This window comes from Bombella pollinis (genome assembly GCF_026385485.1).
Lineage (GTDB): Bacteria > Pseudomonadota > Alphaproteobacteria > Acetobacterales > Acetobacteraceae > Bombella > Bombella pollinis.
Map to the genome: position 1 here is coordinate 100,149 of NZ_JANIDX010000005.1, position 14,536 is coordinate 114,684.

Sequence of the window (14,536 nt, forward strand, 5' to 3'; positions counted from 1 at the left end):
GATCAGAGTTTCCCAAAGAGAGACGCTGTGTCGGACATACGGTTGGAGAAGCCCCACTCATTGTCATACCATGCGCAGATGCGGACCAGCTCACCGCCATCAACCAACGCTGTCTGCGTTGCATCGAAGGTGGAGGAGAAGGCAACATGGTTGAAGTCGTGGCTCACCAGCGGCTCTGTATTGTAGCCAAGGATGCCTTTCAGCCGGCCCTCAGAAGCCTCACGCACGGCCTCGTTCACTTCCTCGATGGAAGATGGCTTACGCTTCGGCACGAAGTCCAAAGAGACGAGGGAGACGTTCGGCGTTGGGACGCGAATCGCTGTACCATCCAGCTTGCCCTTCAGATGTGGCAGAACCAGCGCAACAGCGCGGGCAGCCCCTGTGGAGGTCGGGATGATGTTTACAGCTGCAGCGCGCGCACGGCGTGGGTCTTTATGCAGTGTGTCGATTGTGCGCTGGTCACCCGTGTAGGAGTGAACTGTCACCATGTAACCACGCTCGATGCCGAACTTGTCATCCAGCACAGCAGCGACTGGGGAGAGACAGTTGGTTGTGCAGGACCCGTTGGAAACGATCTGCATACCCGGCTTCAGAGCCTCGTTATTCACACCATAAACGATGGTGGCATCTGCATCCTTACCCGGAGCGGAAATCAGCACATGCTTTGCACCAGCTTTCAGCAGGGCAGAAGCTTTATCGCGTGCTGTAAAGAGGCCTGTGCACTCCATCGCCACATCAACACCCTGAAGCGGAATCTCTTCTGGGTTACGCTGAGAGGTCACCTTGATAGGCCCGATGGTCTTACCAGCATGGGTCTTGATGAGCAGGTCACCATTGACGACCTCAACCTCAGCCGGCAGGCGGCCATGGATGGTGTCATATTTCAGGAGGTGAGCGTTGGCCTCCACAGAACCGAGATCGTTAATCAGTACAGGCTCCACATCTGTGCGCCCGCTCTCGATAATCCCACGAAGAACCAGACGCCCGATGCGCCCGAACCCATTGATTGCAATTTTAACGGCCATTGGTCGCTTCCTCCATAATTTGGTAGCTAAAGGACGTACCATCCATAGCACCCTTGTGGCAGAGCAACAGAGGGAAAATGAAGTTTTTAAAGCAAGCCTGCTACCCTCTTGCGTCATGCCCCGCTTCCTGCGAGTAAGTCATCTATGATGGTTTTCTATACCCACCGTTCCGCTTTATGGACCCGCACCGCTCTTTTTGCGCTGCTGGCAACCCCTCTTTGGGGCTGTAATCCGATTGATCAACGCACCTTCGACCCGCAGGCGGGTAGGCCCCCGCGCGTTGCGGCCCCTGCTTTGCCAGTCGCAGCTCCCGGTAAGCCTGCCTTCCTGCAAATTATTGAAGGTACACCAGAGGAAGAATACGGCCCAGCGGTAGAAAAAGCCGCAAAGCTCGCTCTCAGCCGGAAAAGCAACATCCTCTTTACCGTCCAAGGCATAGCACCTATGCAAAAAACACCGGAAGCTGAAAGAGAAACCTTACACACTCTCACGCAGAACTTGGTCTCCCCTGTCGCTAATCACATATTGGCTGCGGGTGCGCGTCCTATCCAATTGGATATGCGTGTGAGTACCGATCCCACCGTCCATAGCAACATGGTGCGTATTTATGTCCGCTAGGCGTCCCCGTCTTACCTGCGCTCTCCTCCTTAAAAAAGCTGACCATACCCTACCGGGATGGCTCGCATGGCATTTGGCCTTAGGAGTCGAACATATTGCCATTATTGATGCTGGAGCCTTTGATAATGCGCGTCAGATAAGCCAAGCTTACCAAGCAGACTGGCCTATCTCGTGGCATCCTGTGGAGTTGGATGAGACTCTCCCCGCCGAGAAGCGCCGCTTAGAGCTTACACGTCATGCCCTCGCTCATCTGCGCCACATCACACAAGAGCTAGACCAGCCTGATAGTGACGATGAGAGCGATATAGCTGAAAATTGGGTCGCGATTCTTGATGCAGACGAGTATCTTAACCCAGAGCATGAGCTAGATTCTCTCCTCCAAAAAGTTCAAGAAGACACGGCGGCGATTGCCCTTCACTGGCGTATTTATGGGACGGCGGGACAACTTCGTCCCCCGCCTGGTCATATTGTTGCCAATTATCCGTGGCATGCCCCAGAATCGTTCCACGACCATCATTTTGTCCGTTTGCTTGCCCGACTCGATCATTTGGCTAAACCCGAAGCTCTGACGAATCCGCACCTGCTTGACCTCCCCTCCGAGGCCATCATCCGGGCTGATGGGCAGCCATACCGTCCTGATGACGCTGACTTACTTGTGGCCCCGTGGCAAGGCGGTTGTATCCAACATTATATCTGTGCCCAAGCGCATGATGAGGCCGAGCTTCCCCCCGCTATGCGCGCTCATTATGACCGTAATGAGCAGATAACCACACCAGCGCATGACAAAATTGTGCATATGCGTCAGCTTGCTAACCAGATGCGAGAGAGTGCCCTCATCTCCGGGTTGGCACGCTTGCGTGAGCTTGCAGCACAACAATTAGACGAAAAACGGGCTGAATGGTTTTTGCAAGACCATGACCTCACTTTGGAAGACCATGTCCGCCATGATGCCTTCCATTATGACCGCGTGCGCCCCTCCTTAGAGGATATGCTTGCCCTCAACCCGCAAGTCGCCGCTCCTTATAATCCTGGTCGTACGATTCTCCTCCGCACATCTGAGGGGCAGTTACTGGAATGTGACCCACCAGAACAACACCGCCCCTTTGCAGGCTTCTGGCAGGAGAGTATCCCGCATCTCCTTACGCTTTATACGCAAGATGAAACGCCCTTTACCCTTGGGGATGCGCCTTGTCCCTTCAGCATGACTAGTTTGCGTATCAGCTTCGACCCTAAAACGCGCAGCATCCATTTGCCGCACGAAACGGGCCATGCCAGCACCCCGTTGGAAATGATTCCCGCTGCCGTGCCACCCTCCATGCTCTTTACGCCGCTTCCCCCTATGGATGAAGAAGATGGCCTCAGCGTACGCGGGTTGCTCCTTTGGGTAGCAGGCCATGCCCATACCCAGCCGCAAGACCTACAACGCGCGCTATTGCTGTTATCACCTGATTCCGCACAGCATTTACGCACATTAGCCCCCATGCTGGAGGAGTTCTTGCCCCGCTTTACTGCACGGCCTGCTTTTCTACCATAAATGCGGCTAAAACAGCCCTAAAAACCAATGCCCCGCTACTATAAGGCTCACCCCCAAAACCACACCAAGGGTAAGGGCGAGCATAGAAAGGCGGGGCGGCCCTTCGGTAGGACGTTGGGTAAGAGCGGCAAGGCTTGTCCGCAATGCCTCTACTTCTTCTTGATGAGCACGTTCCTCATCCTGCCTCTGGCGATGTTCCACACTCTGATACCGGATAAACTCTGCGGCCTCTAACGGCGTTGTGAAATACTGCTCCACTAAATGCGCTAAAAGGGTCCCTCCCTCCTGTTCATCGCCTCCGCCATCGCAAGCTAGAATACGATAAGCTGGGCAGCGCGATAGGGCCTTAATACATGCGGGCTGCTCCCATGCAGAAAGATGCCCCTTTGCCATAATCAAAAATATAATCTCATGCTCTATCTGCGATAAGTTCTGTAGAGCCTCCGGCCCTTCCGCTTCGGAGACGGCGCGTAACGTCACGTTGCGCTCCGACCATAATCCCCCAAGAGCATGCACCATATGGGCCAGCCGCTCGCTACCCACACCAAGGCCAAGCAGTAGCATCCGGGCCCCCTCCTGCGTAGGAAAGGCACGCCGACGTGGTGGGAGACTACGCATAAGCTCCATCACCATCTCACTCTGGCGATGAGCCTCCTCCAGCGCATCACGCGTAAGGGAAAGAACATCCATTCGTAATGTGAGCTGCCCTTGTTGCGCGTGGGCGCGCAACACCCCTATGACCTGTACCGTCTCGCCCGTGCGCAAGCCTTCTTCCGCTACCAAAGCAGGGGGAATCTCCAACAAAAGAGCCGCCCCTGTATGGGCATCTAGCAACGGGGTTGCCTCCCGCCGCCGCCAACGCTCAACGGGGATCTCACCTATCACGCCCTTTACACGTATCGGTGTACGCCACTCCTCAAACCGGCTGCATATATCCGCGCATCGCCGCTGAAAGAGCGTTAAAACCTGCTCCGGCGCAAAAAGGGGATACGCTGCCTCCCCCTCTCGCCTTGGGGGAGAAGGAATACGCCGTGAAAATACCTCCATGACTTACCCCTCCTCCAACAATAAAGGCCCCAGAAAAGGGGCCTTGTAGCATCCTAAAAAACAAAGAGCGAGACCACATTGCTTTAAGCGAAAAAGGCCTCATAAAGTTCTGGCTTAAACCCCACCATCATCTGCTCACCCTTCACCGTAACAGGGCGGCGAATCAAAGTCGGATGAGCCAGCATGAGAGCCACAGCTTTCGCTTCATCCAACCCTTCTTTCTCCGCCTCATCCAAACGACGGAAGGTCAGGCTAGAGCGATTCAACAGCTTCTCCCACCCCACTGTAGCGCACCATGCCTCTAGCAAAGCCGAGGTCACACCATCCTTACGGACATCATGGTAGTGGAAGGGTATCTCTGCCTCCTCCAGCCATTTCATAGCCTTCTTAACGGTGGAGCAGGTCTTAATCCCGTAAAGGGTAATCACATCAGCCATGAAGGCGGCTTTCTTGCAAAAGAACTCTAAAAGGGGGAGATGGTCTCATCATGGTGCTGCTGGCGAGGATTGAACTCGCGACCTCTCCCTTACCAAGGGAGTGCTCTACCACTGAGCTACAGCAGCCTTGCGAAAACCTATGGCGGGTTACCTAGCCTGTTCGCCCTCTCCGTGCAACCCTTAATTAGTCATCACGATAAATCTTTTCGTGCCGCTCATGCCGTTCTTGTGCTTCTAGCGACAATATGGCAATAGGCCGTGCCTCCAGACGTTGCAGACCGATAGGCTCGCCTGTCTCCTCACAATAACCGTAAGACCCATCCTCAATCCGTGCCAACGCCATATCAATCTTGATGATTAACTTACGCGCACGGTCACGCGTTCTTAGCTCAAAAGCACGGTCCGTCTCCACTGTTGCGCGGTCTGTTAGATCAGCCTCGTGGATGCCCCCTTCGGAAAGACTCGCTAACGTCTCCCCCGCCTCTTTGAGAAGGTCCATCCGCCAATGCAGCAATTTTTGCTTAAAATACGCTAATTGCCGTTCATTCATAAACTCTTCATCCTCAGAAGGACGATAGTCGGGTGAAAGCGTAATCATGTGCAACGTCTCCTCACAACACGCTACCTTTCCCACAGAGCTGCTACAGCGCACTAGCAGAAAGGATGTTGCCTCGGTTTATATCGCTCTCAAAAAAGCACGCAAGGTAGATTAGGAGGTTTTTTAGGAAATCTTCATTATTTTAATAATAGTTTAATAATTGATGCCCATAGCCACTTAAATAAAAACACCCTTTATGAAAGAACGCATATTCTCTGCAAAGGCAGCAAGTTCACCCTGATAACGCATTAATTTTGTGCCAACGCGCGGCGGCTAACACGCACCCTCACAACACGGCGGCGTTCTGTCTCTAACACTTCAAACAACCAGCCAGAGAACACCACCTTATCCCCCTGCGCAGGGACACGGCGTAATAGAGCCATCAAAGCCCCGCCTAATGTATGATACCGCCCATCCTCAACCATTGGGGGTAGGTCCAGCCGTGTGCATACATCATCAATCGGCATGAAACCATCAAGGATATATTCCTCTTTCCCATCCACCTCATGCCGTTTTTGAGAGGACGCATCTAGGGCCTCATCCCCAATAATCGCCTCAAAAACATCAGAGGGTGTAACGATGCCTTCAAAAGAGCCATATTCATCAAAGACAAAGACTATACCGAGGGAAATCCCCTTCAAACGCTCAATCATCCCTTGAGCTGTAAGGCTATCTGGAATAGCGGGCGGGGTGCGCAATACAGCATCAATCGAAAGGGGCAAACCTAACAACAGTCGGTCCATCACATCCTTAGCCAGCATCACACCGACTGGATGGTCCACATTGTCCTCACAAACAACAATCCGCCCGTAAGAAGACTGCCGCAACTTACTAACCAGCGTCTCCTCATCCGCATTACGGTCTATCCAAAACAGCTCATTGCGTGGCGTCATAATCGCACGAACGGGACGATCCGCTAAGCGAAGCAGACGCTCGATAATCTCACGCTCCTCCGTTTCCAAAATCCCCGCTTGCATTCCCTCTTGCAGGACGGCTTTAAGCTCCTCCTCCGTTACAGTGGCACGCGGGAGAGAGCCTATCCCCACAAGTTGCAGCACACAATTAGAGGTCTTACTGAGCAACCACACAACCGGGCGCGTACACCAAGATAAGGCCAAAAGCGGCGCAGAGAGATGAATGGCTATAGCCTCTGGTCGCTGCAATGCGATTTGTTTGGGCACAAGCTCCCCAAAGACCAACATGGCAAACGTGATACACGCCACCACAATAATGATGGATAGCTCACCAGCAAATGGTTGAAAAATAGCCCAATGCTCAATGTAATGCTGAAGTGATTCCTCAATCTGGCTGCCCCCAAATGCCCCCTCCAAGATAGAGACAAGGGTCATACCTATCTGCACAGTCGGCAAAAAGTTTTGAGGATTTTCCGCCAGCTTTAATGCACGCTCTGCCCCAGCAACTTTTGTTTGTGCAAGATGGGACAACCGGGCGCGTTTGGCAGAGATAAGAGCTAGCTCACCCGTGGCGAAAACACCATTAAGGACGATGAGCAGAATAATTATAAGGATAGGAATCATCATAAAACTATCCTGCCCTGATAAGCCCGCCATCACAAGGTAATGACGAGAAAATCAGAGCAGGAAATATGGCCCTACTTTGCCGGGGCCGGGGCTGGGCTTTCACTCTGCCCGTTAATGCGTACGCGTGGACCACGAGCCGGTTTGCCGCGCTTAGCGTCCTCGCCTTCAAGCCGCTCCATCTGGCGCGCTACCTCAGCATCATACCCGTAAGAGGCAGGCCGCTGATTCGCTAACGATATCTCCGGAGCCATGGGCTTTTCCGTCTCTGGCCCTTGCAACGCTACTTTGATGAAATGCCAAGGACGCTGCACTGCATCCATCACCGCTGTGGATTCATAGCCAGAATGGACCATACAATCGGCGCATTTCTCATACGCACCGGTACCGTACTGGTCCCACGCTGTATCATCCATCAGCTCCTTGAAGGTCTTAGCGTAACCTTCACCCAACAAATAGCAAGGACGCTGCCAACCAAAGACGGTCCGCAACGGCTTACCCCATGGGGTACAATGATATGTCTCGTTGCCTGCTAAGAAGTTGAGGAACAAAGGAGACTGCGTAAACCGCCATTTATGGCCCTTACCCAAGCGGAAAATATCCCGGAAAAGGGTCTTCGTCTTTTGGCGATTAAGGAAGTGCTCTTGGTCCGGGGCACGCTCATAAGCATAGCCCGGTGCTGTCATCACACCATCAACGCCTAAGCGCATGACTTCATCAAAAAAAGCTGCAACACGCTCTGGCTTAGCACCATCAAACAAGGTGCAGTTAATAGAGACGCGGAAGCCTTTGGATTTTGCCAATTTAATGGCCTTCACCGCACGATCATACACCCCTTCTTGGCAGACGGACGAATCATGCATCTGCTGGTCACCATCGAGATGGATGTCCCACGAGAAGAAAGGTGATGGTTTATAGTCATCGATCTTCTTCTCTAACAAAAGGCCATTCGTGCAGAGATACACATATTTTTTACGCGCCACGAGGCCCGCAATAATCTGTGGCATCTCTTTATGTAAGAGGGGCTCTCCCCCCGCCACAGCAATCACTGGGGCACCAGCTTCAGTATCCGCATCAAGACATTCTTGATAGCTCATACGCTGGTTAAGAATCTTCGCTGGATAATCAATCTTGCCACAGCCCGCGCAAGCCAAATTGCAGCGGAACAGCGGCTCAAGCATCAACACAAGCGGGTAACGCTTGCGCCCTGTGAGGTGCTGCTTGAGAACGTACCGTCCAACTCGGACAGCCTGCATCAATGGTACGGCCATTATAATCCTCTGATAATATCTTCCTGAGCTGAATCACGGTATCAGACCACCCGTGGCACATAGCCCGACAGACGCGCCAGAATGAGACTGCCGAGCCTGCACCGCTTCCCTCTCGCAGAAGCAGCGCAGAAATGCAAGCTTAACGAACTAAGCCCTACACCCTCACTAGAGGATTCGGTGGAAGATTCTCTCTTTTCCTTCTTACTGTGGACTCGTTTATCCGGCGGCAATGCGCTATACTGTTTCGCTAACTGTAGCAGATTCAACACAGTTATACGAAATCCTGCAAGGCGTACCCTTGCAAACTGCCCCATCGCCTCTTGCATAAAAGGACGCATAGGAGGAAAGAGCATGTCCATGAAACGTTGTCTTATCTCTTCCCTTGGAATGATGGCCCTCGCTATAGGGACTGTCTCCACTCTTGGGGTTCATCCCGCACTGGCAAGCCGGAGTTCGGCATCTGCCACCCCTGTTGCTACAACGCCACAAGCCCCGATAGAAGCCTTATATAAGGCCTTGGATAAGTCTGAACATTCCTCTGCCAGTATGAGCAAACGCAGCGCAATGATTGCACCGTTCGTTGAGCATGCTTTTGATATGGAGTCCATCCTCAAACGCTCCATCGGGCTGCATTACGACCATCTTTCTACTGCTGAAAAAAACGACCTATTGGCAGCTTTTAAACATTTCACCGTAGCGCGTTATGTCTCTACCTTTAAGCCGGGAACAGATGCTGTCTTTACCGTTGTAAACACGATCCAGCAGGATGGACGGACCATCGTCCACACCACTATCGGCGGGAAAGATGACCCTAATGGGACACCAACACCCATTGACTATGTCATGGCCCAAGGTCCCGACGGCTGGCGCATCACCGATATTTTGCTAGATGGTCACATCAGCCAAGTTGCTGCTCAACGGGCTGATTTTAAGACAATCTTCAACGAGAAAGGAGCAAACGGCCTAGCGCGTAGCCTCACCACCAAAGCTGACGATTTCCTCCGCGAATAATTTGCGATAGCTTTTCATCACGTCCACCTACATTATAATTTGTATCCCACTCCGCTGGGCAGACGTGATGAAAAGCTTAGAAAAACGTCCTTCCCTCCATTCTCATGAGGTATCTTGATTGATGGCCCCACTCTTTGCGATAGCCTCCGCCCTGAGCGGAGCTTTTTCACTAGCGGGGCATGTGCAGAATCTCATCGGGACAAGCTTACTCTCTCGTTTCTGCCAGAATGTGCGCATCCCCGGTCGGCCTGCCCCCTATCAGCGCGAGGCTTCCTCTCACAACCAAGAGGCTCTAAGCCCCAGCGTTACGCTCATGAAGCCGGTACATGGGGATGAGCCACGCCTTGAAGACGCATTAGAAAGCTTCTTCCAGCAGGATTACCCATCCTATCAAATCATCTTCGGCCTACATAAAGAAGATGATACGGCTCTACCGGTAATTCGCCGCCTCCAGCAGCGTTATCCTCATCACGATGTAACAATCATTATTGATGATGCCTTACATGGCCCTAATCGTAAGATCAGTAACCTCATCAATATGTATCCCTCTTGCCGACATGACATTTTGATCATCTCTGATTCCGATATTCATGTCAGCCCAGATTACATCACGCATATTGTTGAAGCATTCCAACAAGAGAAGGTTCAGCTTGTAACCACACTATATGCGGGCTTACCTGCTAGCCCCAGCCTCATCCGCATGTTGGGCGCCCATAGCATTAACACCAACTTCCTCCCCGGTGTGATGATGTCCCGCCTCATGGGGCGTCAAGATTGCCTCGGGGCTACGATGGCCCTCAAACGAACGCATTTACAACAGATTGGTGGGTTTGAGGCCCTTGTCTCTCATGTCGCTGATGATGCCGTGCTAGGCCAGCTTATCCGCCGTAATGGGGGGGAGATTGCCCTTGCGCGGACTTTATGCCAGACGACTATCACCGAGACCTCCCTAAAGGACCTTTTCACCCATGAGCTACGCTGGGGACGAACGGTTCGGAGTGTGGAGCCTCTTGGATATGGGCTTTCTGTCCTACAGTTACCGCTTTTCTGGGGGGTGTTGTGTGTCCTTTTTGCACCATCGCGCCGTTTTTCATGGGGCTTGTTGATAGGAGGGATGCTCTGCCGTGGAGCCGTGACACGGCGCATTAACCACCTGACAAACTGCGCTTTACCCGGCATTTTCCCTTTCCTTATATTCCGAGACTGCCTCTCTGCTTGTGTGATGCTCGGAAGTGCCCGTGGCTCGCGTGTAACATGGCGGGGGCAGACAATGCACATCTCCCGTGGCAAAACACGTACGAAGTCCCTATAACGAACCCCAACAACGATCGTGCCCCTTAATCCTGATCAACGAAACCGGCGTTGACAGGCCCGACATTATCAGGAGTGTCCATACATGTTGAGAACATTGTTTCTACAGCCCCCATCCTTCGACGGCTTTGATGGTGGTGCTGGCTCACGTTATCAGGCGAAGCGAGAGATTCGCTCCTTCTGGTATCCTACATGGTTGGCCCAACCTGCAGCAATGGTCCCCGGCTCTCGCTTGATTGACGCTCCACCGGCTAAAATGGGCATGGGGCCTATCCTTGAGGATGTGAAGAATCGTGATCTCGTCATCATGCACACCTCCACACCCTCCTTCCCCTCTGATGTCCGCGTGGCACAAATGCTGAAGGACGCCAACCCGAAGCTGAAGATTGGTATGGTTGGCGCAAAAGTTGCCGTCCAGCCCGATGAGAGCCTTGCCCAAGGCAGCCCGATCGACTTCGTAGCCCGCAATGAGTTCGACTTCACCATCAAAGAGATTGCCGAGGGGAAACCTCTCGCAGAGGTTGATGGCATCACATGGCGTAATGAAAATGGTGAGATTATCACCAATAAAGACCGTGCGATGATTGAGGATATGGATAGCCTCCCCTTCGTAACTGAGGTTTATAAGCGCGACCTACGGATTGAAGATTACTTCATCGGTTATCTCAAGCATCCTTATATCTCCATCTATACAGGCCGTGGGTGTAAGTCCCGCTGCACCTTCTGCCTTTGGCCGCAAACTGTGGGTGGGCACCGCTACCGTACCCGCAGCCCAGAGCATGTAGCCGCTGAAATTAAGCTTGCGATGAAATACTTCCCGCAGGTGAAAGAGTTCTTCTTTGATGATGATACCTTCACCGATGACCTCCCCCGCGCAGAGGCCATCGCACGGGAGCTGGGCAAGCTGGGTGTAACATGGTCCTGCAATGCTAAAGCCAATGTCCCTTATGACACGCTAAAAGTTCTACGTGATAACGGCTTACGCTTGCTGCTGGTAGGGTATGAGAGCGGTAATCAACAAATCCTGCATAACATCAAAAAAGGTATGCGGATTGAGACAGCGCGTGAGTTCACCAAAAACTGCCACAAGCTGGGCATTAAGATTCACGGGACCTTCATTGTTGGTCTGCCCGGTGAAACACGCGAGACTATCCGCGAGACCATTCAGTTTGCAAAAGAGATTGACCCGCACACATTACAGGTCTCTCTCGCAGCTCCTTATCCGGGGACATTCCTGCATAAACAGGCCTCTGAGAATGGCTGGCTGAATGTTGATGAAGCGGAGCTGATTGACGAGAATGGTGTGCAGATTGCCCCGCTGCATTACCCCCATCTCTCCCATACGGAAATCTTTAAGAGCGTGGAGACCTTCTATAAGGAGTTCTATTTCCGCCCCTCCAAGATTTTCGCTATCGTCAAGGAAATGGCAACAGACCCACAAATGCTCAAACGCCGCTTGCGTGAGGGTGTGGAGTTCTTCCAGTTCCTCCGTCAGCGTCATTCTGCCTAAGGCGAACGCCGCATGAATACCTCCACACAACGCCGTGTCATTTTCTCTGCTGATGATTTCGGTATGAGTGTGGAGGTCAATGAGGCGATTGAGGAGGCCCATCGCAAAGGCCTCCTCAGCACGGCAAGCCTCATGGTTGCCGCCCCGGCTTTTGAGGACGCTCTACGCCGTGCCCAACGTATGCCAGACCTCCGGTTGGGGTTACATCTTGTCGTTATAGAGGGCGATTCCTGCCTGCATCTGCCTGTTATTACGGATGAAAAAGGCTGGTTTGGTCGGAATCAAGTAGGGCTGGGCTTTCAATATTTCTTCTCTCCCGCTACGCGCTCTGCGTTAAAGAAGGAAATCCACGCTCAATTCCAGCAATTTGCACGCACAGGGCTGCGGTTGGACCATGCCAATGCGCATAAGCATATGCATCTCCATCCCACAATCGGGCATTTACTGCTCCAAACGGGCAAAATCTATGGGTTAAAGGCCGTTCGCACACCTATGGAACCTGCGGGCCCCTTGGGGGAAACGCCTCACCTAAGTGACCGCGCGTTGGAGCAATGGACGCGTGTCCTACGCTGGCAAATTTGGAAAGCCGGGATGAAAACCAACGATTCCTGCTTTGGTTTGCGGTGGTCTGGCCATATGACGCCAGAGCGCATCCAACGCCTCATCCCTCAACTCCCTGCCGGGGTGAGTGAGGTTTATTTCCACCCCGCCAAGAGCCAAAACGCACAAATGGCTGCCCTCATGCCCGGCTATCAGCCAGAGCAAGAGCTAGCTGCCTTAACAGACCCTGCTACGCGCGCGTTACTCGCCCCACATAACATCCAACTGACAACATGGGACGCGCTGTAAACACACCGCGCCCCCTAGTGCTACGCCTTAGGCTTTAAGGGCAAAATCCGCACCTGGACGACCACCAAGGCGAGCAATCACATGGCCTGCAGCCTCATTGCCTAACCGCGCAGACTCCACAAGAGAATGATGGCGGCTATAGCCTGCGAGGAAGCCCGCTGCAAAAGCATCACCCGCACCAGTTGTATCAACCAGCTTCACCGGCTTAGTGGGGACATCGTGCCGTTCCTCACCCGCTTGGATAACAGCCCCCTTCTCCCCACGGGTCACAACACCAAGGGCAACATCATGAGAGAGGGCTTTTAAAGCATCATCAAGCGTCTCTGTCTCGTAAAGGGCGAGAATCTCAGCCTCATTGGCAAAGAGGATATCAACCGATTCTGCCACAAAATCCCGGAAAGCTGCCTGATGACGTTGGATGCAGAAACTATCAGAGAGCGTTAAAGAGACCTTACGCCCCGCTTTATGCGCTAAACGGGCTGCCTGATAAAAAGCCTCCTGCGCTTGGGGGCGATCAAATAAATAACCCTCAAGGTAGGTAATAGCCGACTCGGCCACGATATTCTCTAAAACATCATGGGGTGTGAACTCCACACAAGCCCCTAGATATGTAAACATCGTGCGTTGGCCATCGGGCGTAATCAACACAATGCAACGCGCTGTAGGAATAGCCTCGCCAGCCGCTAGGGGCGTGGAGGGAACATCTATACCCTGTTTGCGTAAATCCGCTGTAAAATCCTCGCCCGCTTTATCGGCTGCAACCTTACCAAGATAAGCTGTTTTTGCCCCCATACGCGCAGCAACAACCACACTATTCGCTGCTGAGCCACCCCCTGCTACATGCTCGATATGGATACGCTGCTCCAACTTTGCCATGGTAGCAGCATCAATGAGCGTCATGCTCCCCGGTACAGCCCCAAACTCTGCCAACAGCTCTGGCGTGACAGTTGCCAGCACATCCACGATGGCATTGCCAATGCATAAAAGGTCATATTTCGGAGGGGTAGCGGACATGATAGGTCACTTTCTTTTATAGTCTGACATTAAATATTCCCTACCATAACCTTCAGACCTTGTAGAGCCATCTCTCTTTATCCTCTCGTGATAAGGAAAAGATGCACTTACCTGCATGGATTACCTAGCCAAGGGCACGACTTCCCTCTATTTTAGGGATACGCCTGATGACAGGGCAGAGTTCGGCATGGCTCCCCTTAGGAGATGTGCCGTTATTGCGTGCTACTCTATCGCCTGATTAAAGGAAATCATGTCTCTACCTACTCCCCCCTCCCCTATGCCGGGTCCCGCTCCCCGCCAGCGGATAACCCCCAACCGCAATAATCACCAAGAAAAAACACGCACAGTTGACAATGCGCGGACTCTCATCGTCCATAACAGCATTACCATCCGCGGCTCGATTGAGAATATTGAACGTCTCATTGTCGAAGGGACAGTTGCTGTAGAACATTTAACGGTGAAAGAACTTATCATCGCCCCCGACGGGCACTTTCATGGTTCAGCAGAAGCGGGAACGGCTGAAGTTGCTGGCACACTAGAAGGTGACCTCACTGTCCGCAATATGCTTACTATCCGCGCTAGTGGGCGGCTACTCGGCAATGCAGAATGTCGCCGCTTGCAGGTCGATGAAGGCGGCCAAGTCACAGGGAAGTTGGGCATGATTACCTCAGCCCTCCCCGGCAATAAAGACCATAACGTGTCCCACCATCATGAGAGCGAAAAACATAGCACCGGGTCTCATCACGCCTAAGCCCGGCTCTATCTGTTACGCT

The 14,536-nt window shown here is 52.8% G+C and carries 14 protein-coding genes and 1 tRNA gene; 7 read left to right on the forward strand and 8 right to left on the reverse strand.

The window, feature by feature from the left end:
• Positions 1-2: 2 nt before the first annotated feature.
• Positions 3-1,025, reverse strand: a complete 1,023-nt coding sequence (gap, locus tag NQF89_RS06200) for a type I glyceraldehyde-3-phosphate dehydrogenase (protein WP_099026950.1) — start codon at positions 1,023-1,025, stop codon at positions 3-5.
• A gap of 144 nt (positions 1,026-1,169) precedes the next feature.
• Between gap and NQF89_RS06205 the strand changes: the two genes are divergently transcribed.
• Together NQF89_RS06205 and NQF89_RS06210 are read left to right on the forward strand one after the other, a co-directional pair.
• Positions 1,170-1,643, forward strand: coding sequence for a hypothetical protein (locus tag NQF89_RS06205; protein ID WP_155573775.1), 474 nt, complete (start codon positions 1,170-1,172; stop codon positions 1,641-1,643).
• Entirely contained in the window at positions 1,633-3,177 is a 1,545-nt protein-coding gene (locus NQF89_RS06210) for a glycosyltransferase family 2 protein (RefSeq protein WP_155573776.1), read from the forward strand. The genes NQF89_RS06205 and NQF89_RS06210 overlap by 11 nt, the downstream gene beginning before the upstream one ends.
• Positions 3,178-3,183: 6 nt before the next feature.
• On the opposite strand, the gene NQF89_RS06215 is transcribed toward NQF89_RS06210, so the two are convergent.
• From NQF89_RS06215 to hpnH, 6 genes are all read right to left on the reverse strand, one after another.
• Positions 3,184-4,224 carry a hypothetical protein gene (locus NQF89_RS06215; protein WP_266137784.1) on the reverse strand — a complete coding sequence of 347 codons (1,041 nt, stop codon included), beginning with the start codon at positions 4,222-4,224 and terminating at the stop codon, positions 3,184-3,186.
• An 83-nt stretch (positions 4,225-4,307) separates the two neighbouring features.
• Entirely contained in the window at positions 4,308-4,661 is a 354-nt protein-coding gene (locus NQF89_RS06220) for an arsenate reductase (protein WP_155573778.1), read from the reverse strand.
• Positions 4,662-4,712: 51 nt separating this feature from the next.
• Positions 4,713-4,787 (reverse strand) — tRNA-Thr (locus NQF89_RS06225).
• A gap of 58 nt (positions 4,788-4,845) precedes the next feature.
• Positions 4,846-5,259 (reverse strand): RNA polymerase-binding protein DksA, encoded by a 414-nt coding sequence (gene dksA, locus NQF89_RS06230; RefSeq protein WP_155573779.1) that lies wholly within the window; start codon positions 5,257-5,259, stop codon positions 4,846-4,848.
• Positions 5,260-5,507: 248 nt separating this feature from the next.
• Entirely contained in the window at positions 5,508-6,800 is a 1,293-nt protein-coding gene (locus NQF89_RS06235) for a hemolysin family protein (RefSeq protein ID WP_155573780.1), read from the reverse strand.
• 71 nt (positions 6,801-6,871) lie between these two features.
• Entirely contained in the window at positions 6,872-8,068 is a 1,197-nt protein-coding gene (gene hpnH, locus NQF89_RS06240) for an adenosyl-hopene transferase HpnH (protein ID WP_155573781.1), read from the reverse strand.
• 351 nt (positions 8,069-8,419) lie between these two features.
• Between hpnH and NQF89_RS06245 the strand changes: the two genes are divergently transcribed.
• The 4 genes from NQF89_RS06245 to hpnK all read left to right on the forward strand — a co-directional run bounded on the left by NQF89_RS06245 (position 8,420) and on the right by hpnK (position 12,749).
• A complete protein-coding gene (locus NQF89_RS06245) occupies positions 8,420-9,079 on the forward strand; it encodes an ABC transporter substrate-binding protein (RefSeq protein WP_266137785.1) in 660 nt (219 codons plus the stop codon).
• A gap of 121 nt (positions 9,080-9,200) precedes the next feature.
• Positions 9,201-10,391, forward strand: coding sequence for a bacteriohopanetetrol glucosamine biosynthesis glycosyltransferase HpnI (hpnI, locus tag NQF89_RS06250; RefSeq protein WP_155573783.1), 1,191 nt, complete (start codon positions 9,201-9,203; stop codon positions 10,389-10,391).
• A gap of 84 nt (positions 10,392-10,475) precedes the next feature.
• Complete coding sequence (gene hpnJ / locus NQF89_RS06255; protein ID WP_266137786.1) at positions 10,476-11,900, forward strand: hopanoid biosynthesis associated radical SAM protein HpnJ; 1,425 nt, start codon at positions 10,476-10,478, stop codon at positions 11,898-11,900.
• 12 nt (positions 11,901-11,912) lie between these two features.
• Positions 11,913-12,749 (forward strand): hopanoid biosynthesis-associated protein HpnK, encoded by an 837-nt coding sequence (hpnK, locus tag NQF89_RS06260; RefSeq protein WP_266137787.1) that lies wholly within the window; start codon positions 11,913-11,915, stop codon positions 12,747-12,749.
• Positions 12,750-12,776: 27 nt separating this feature from the next.
• On the opposite strand, the gene NQF89_RS06265 is transcribed toward hpnK, so the two are convergent.
• Positions 12,777-13,763: an adenosine kinase gene (locus NQF89_RS06265; protein WP_155579627.1), complete on the reverse strand. Its 987-nt coding sequence runs from the start codon at positions 13,761-13,763 to the stop codon at positions 12,777-12,779.
• Between the two features lie 250 nt (positions 13,764-14,013).
• On the opposite strand from NQF89_RS06265, the gene NQF89_RS06270 reads away from it, so the two are divergent.
• On the forward strand, positions 14,014-14,514 hold the full coding sequence (locus NQF89_RS06270; RefSeq protein WP_155579628.1) for a bactofilin family protein: 501 nt from the start codon (positions 14,014-14,016) through the stop codon (positions 14,512-14,514).
• Positions 14,515-14,536 lie beyond the last annotated feature (22 nt).